Here is a 3,569-nt window from a genome sequence, read left to right as displayed (position 1 = left end):
ACCGGCTTGCCCCTAAGTTACCGGTATTGAGGCTAACCTCCCCGTTTCGTTTGGGATGATGCGGCGTTGCTGGTCACCAACTGTTGGGTGGCCGACGCGATTTCGGTACTTGGGCAGGGCGGAGTCCCGGCGCGGTGGTCGGGTTCTCCGGGGTCCTTCGGGTCGTGGGCGGACGGGGGTTTGCCGGTCAGCCAACGGGTCGGGGCAGCGCGGCGAGGCGTTGGAAGGTCGTGGCCAGTTCGTTTCTCCAAGGCCAGGTCGCCGATATCCGCAAGCGCAGGCGGCGGCCGCCGCGGGTGAGGCGTGCGGCGACGTGCAGCAGCCGGTAGCGGAGCTTCTTCGGCTCAGCAGTAGCCAGCTCCCCGTCCAGGAGGAGGGCACGGGTCCAGGCCAGCAGGTCGATCGCCGCGAGGCTGAGTTCGAGCCAGGCGGCGTTGACGCCGAAGTCTCGGGAGGGGAAGCGGCCGAATCCGGTGGTCTTGCCGCACCGGATGTGGTCCTCGACGCATGCATGCCCGCGGTGACGGTCCTCCGGGAACTGAGCGGAACCACCACCGGAGTACGGGGTGTCGGTGAGGAACACCTGATGGCGCAGGCCCTCGTCCTGGTCGAACAGAGACAGCTGGGCTCCGGGGTGCGGCCGCTCCCGGCGCACGATGATGCGGGTGCCGGCCGGGTAGCCGTCCAGGTCGACCATGCCGGTCAGCTCGGCGACCTCGGCGCCATCACGCAGCGTCCCGTCCTGGTCCAGGGCGGGATGCCAGAGGCTGTCGGGCATGGCCCGACAGCGCGGCGGACCGGCTCGGTGATGGCGTATCCGACCGAGAAGAAGGTACGGATTCCTCGTTTCCGCACGTCGCGGACGTGGGCGAGGAAGGCTTTCGCGGATCCGGCACTGTCGGTGCGCACGAGGATGTCGGTGCCGTGCCGGTGGGCGTCGGGGATCTGCGCGAGCGCCTGGTCGAGCACTGTGATGTGGTCGCTGGCGGTGTTGGCACCGGCGTTCCCTGGCCGCAGCCGCCCCGACATGGCCTCGCCGGTGTTGGCCAGGAAGCACAGCAGCGGGTGGAAGCCGAAGCCGCCCCTATAGGTGGGTGCGGCCTGCTCTTTCTCGGAGTGGCAGGTGACCAGCGTCGCGTCGAGGTCCAGGACCAGACCGGGCAGCACGCGTCCCGCGGCCCGGACTGCGGGAATGCCCTCACTGTGCTCGGCGGCCTGCAGCCAGGCGACTTCCCGGGCCTGGGCACGGGCCGAGCACAGAGAAGACAGTGCCCTCTCATCGGTGTCGGCGAGCAGCCGCCAGGCCGTCGGTGTCGAGGCGACCGAACCGAACACCCCTGCTGGTCCCGCAGTACGGCCAGGTCCGCAATGGCCTCGCCACCATTGGCGAGCATCACCGCCAGGTCGGTGGCGATCCGGCCCGGATCATGCCCGGTCCCGCGCGGCCGAAGCGACCTGAGAGCGGCGGAGTACGCGGCGGTCAGCCCGGTGGCATCAGCGAGATCCGCCAGCAACCGTGCCCCGGCATGCCCGACCACCCCCGCACCATCGGCACTGACCTGGATCTTGGGACGCAACCCGATACCCTGCACGTAGAAAGTGCCCTCCGCCTGGACCGACAGAACCCCTCAGCAAGGTTCATCGTCCCAGGTCAGGAAGGCACTTTCGCGTTTCGGCCCCAAAGCCAGCCGTCCCCAAGTGAAACGGCGAGGTTAGTTGGCCGTATACCAGTAACTCCACTTCTGGTTGTCCTGGCCGTTGCAGGACCACAGTACGAGTTTCGTGTAGTTGGACGTGCCCCCGTTGTACGCGTCCAGGCACATGCCCGGCGCGTTGACGTTGGTGATCGTGCCGTCGCCGTGGAAGTCCCACTGCTCGTTGGCCTGGACCGGGTAGCCGCAGCCCCACATGACGACCGGCGTGCCGTTGGTCTTACCCCAGTTGGAGGCGTCCATGCACGCCGGGCCCCACAGCTGCTTGTCGTTGGTGTACTGCCAGTTCTGGGCCGCCTGGACGCCGTTGCAGTCGAAGAGCTGCAGCTGGGTGCCGTTGTCGTGCGAGCCGTTGGGGCGGTCGATGCAGCGGCCGGAAGAAGATCCAACAATTGTCATGTTGGTGTTGTACGGGACTGCGCTCGCCGGAGCGGCGGTCAGAGTGCCCAGTGCGACGAAACCCGCAAGGGCGGCAGCCAACTTCCCCGCTCTTCCGCCAATACGACGCTTAGACAGAAAACGCATTGCTCAGATTTCCTTTGCTTCCACAGCCGCCCTGTCGTCCAAGGCGGCCGACCCAGTAGTACTATACAACGTATGGAAATGTCGAGGGCGCCTCGCCGAGGGTCTGGGGCGATGCGTCGGAGGCTTCGTTTTCTTGCGCGGACCTTGCCGCTGGACACAGCGAACCTTCAGCGGCTGACCCACCGGTGACGAGTGGACGCCGCGGCTCCGGCAGGTGTCCTCAGCCTCGGCGTGCGGGCAGCCGCACGGCGGAGTGTCGCCGGTGACGAGGTATGCGATCCCCCGCGGCGTGCGCCTGCCGCAGGCCTCGCCGGCAGCCGTGCTGGCCGGCCCCGACGCCGACTGGGTGGAGACCACCGACATCGACGAGGACCGCGGCCACGGCCGGACCGAGCGCCCCACGATCCGCACCGCCCCCGTCGACAACACGGTCTTCCCCGGCGCGGCCCAGGCCTTCCGCCTGCGCCGCGACAGCGGCGACCTCGACGGCACCTGGACCAGCAAGGAGAGCGTCTACGGCATCTGATCAACTACCACGAAGTCGGACACAACGGAACAACGCCGGGGACGTGCCGTCCGGAAGACGAGCCGATACGCCTCTGGGCACGCACCAACGGCTATCTCGTAAATGATTGTGGTCGTATCCCTGCGACCATCCGGGAGGCCTACGAGGCATCACAAAGGTGAGCACCAGGCCCGGTTGGCTCGGGACGAGTACGCTTTGCCGCCCCACACTCGCGTGCCCGCGTGCCGTCCGTCGGTCAGCAGCTGTCCGCCCACCGGTCGCTCACCGCGTTGCGCACCATCGTGCGGTGCCGCGCGAAGGCGTCTGCGCTCCGGGAGGGTCCGGCTGCGGGCGACGGGCCCGGCGCGGCCTGGCTCGCGTTCCTGTGCCCCGCGCACTCCGAGGGTCTGCCCGAGTGGCCCGGCACCGCGAGCCACGACGACAGCGACTGGATGCCGTGCGGGACCGTCCTGGACTTCCGGCCGACCGAGCAGCTGCTCCAGTCACACGCCGACTTGTGGCTGACGGCCCTGACCGGGGTGCGCCCGGAGAGGTACGGCGGTGTCTGGGTCCTGGAGGAGGGCGACCGCGTGCTGCGCGAGCGCCTGGAGGAGGACGGCGACAGCGATGAGGGCGGGCCGCTGCAGGGCATTGTGACGATGATGTGGTTGGCGTGCCGGTCCGCGGCCGAGGGCGATCTCATGCAGGCGGTGACAGCCCTGGCCTACTGCGAGACGCTCGCCCAGGGCCTGGAGTCACGGCGCGACGGCGACCTTGCACCCCAATAGTGGTTAGCCTCAATACCGGTAACTTAGGGGTAATCCGGC

General features: G+C 68.4%; 4 protein-coding genes and 1 pseudogene. 3 read left to right on the top strand and 2 right to left on the bottom strand.

Annotation, left to right across the window (positions count from 1 at the left end; translation table 11 throughout):
• Window positions 1-187: 187 nt before the first annotated feature.
• Together ABTY98_RS42005 and ABTY98_RS42000 are read right to left on the bottom strand one after the other, a co-directional pair.
• A pseudogene (locus tag ABTY98_RS42005) lies at window positions 188-1,622 on the bottom strand (IS1380 family transposase).
• Between the two features lie 90 nt (window positions 1,623-1,712).
• Window positions 1,713-2,192 (bottom strand): RICIN domain-containing protein, encoded by a 480-nt coding sequence (locus ABTY98_RS42000; RefSeq protein WP_352226444.1) that lies wholly within the window; start codon window positions 2,190-2,192, stop codon window positions 1,713-1,715.
• A 307-nt stretch (window positions 2,193-2,499) separates the two neighbouring features.
• Between ABTY98_RS42000 and ABTY98_RS41995 the strand changes: the two genes are divergently transcribed.
• The 3 genes from ABTY98_RS41995 to ABTY98_RS41985 are packed head-to-tail and all read left to right on the top strand — an operon-like array spanning window position 2,500 to window position 3,530.
• Window positions 2,500-2,763 (top strand): hypothetical protein, encoded by a 264-nt coding sequence (locus tag ABTY98_RS41995; RefSeq protein WP_352226446.1) that lies wholly within the window; start codon window positions 2,500-2,502, stop codon window positions 2,761-2,763.
• The gene (locus tag ABTY98_RS41990) at window positions 2,730-2,924 is read left to right on the top strand and encodes an Lsr2 family DNA-binding protein (protein WP_352226445.1); all 195 of its coding nucleotides are present in this window, start codon (window positions 2,730-2,732) and stop codon (window positions 2,922-2,924) included. Before ABTY98_RS41995 ends, ABTY98_RS41990 begins: the two co-directional genes overlap by 34 nt.
• 60 nt (window positions 2,925-2,984) lie before the next feature.
• The gene (locus tag ABTY98_RS41985; RefSeq protein WP_352226443.1) at window positions 2,985-3,530 is read left to right on the top strand and encodes a hypothetical protein; all 546 of its coding nucleotides are present in this window, start codon (window positions 2,985-2,987) and stop codon (window positions 3,528-3,530) included.
• Window positions 3,531-3,569 lie beyond the last annotated feature (39 nt).

It is taken from the genome of Streptomyces sp. NPDC096040 (genome assembly GCF_040303265.1).
In the GTDB taxonomy this organism is placed as follows: domain Bacteria; phylum Actinomycetota; class Actinomycetes; order Streptomycetales; family Streptomycetaceae; genus Streptomyces.
Note: the sequence above shows the minus strand (reverse complement) of the source record. Positions and strands in the feature narration are given on the sequence as shown.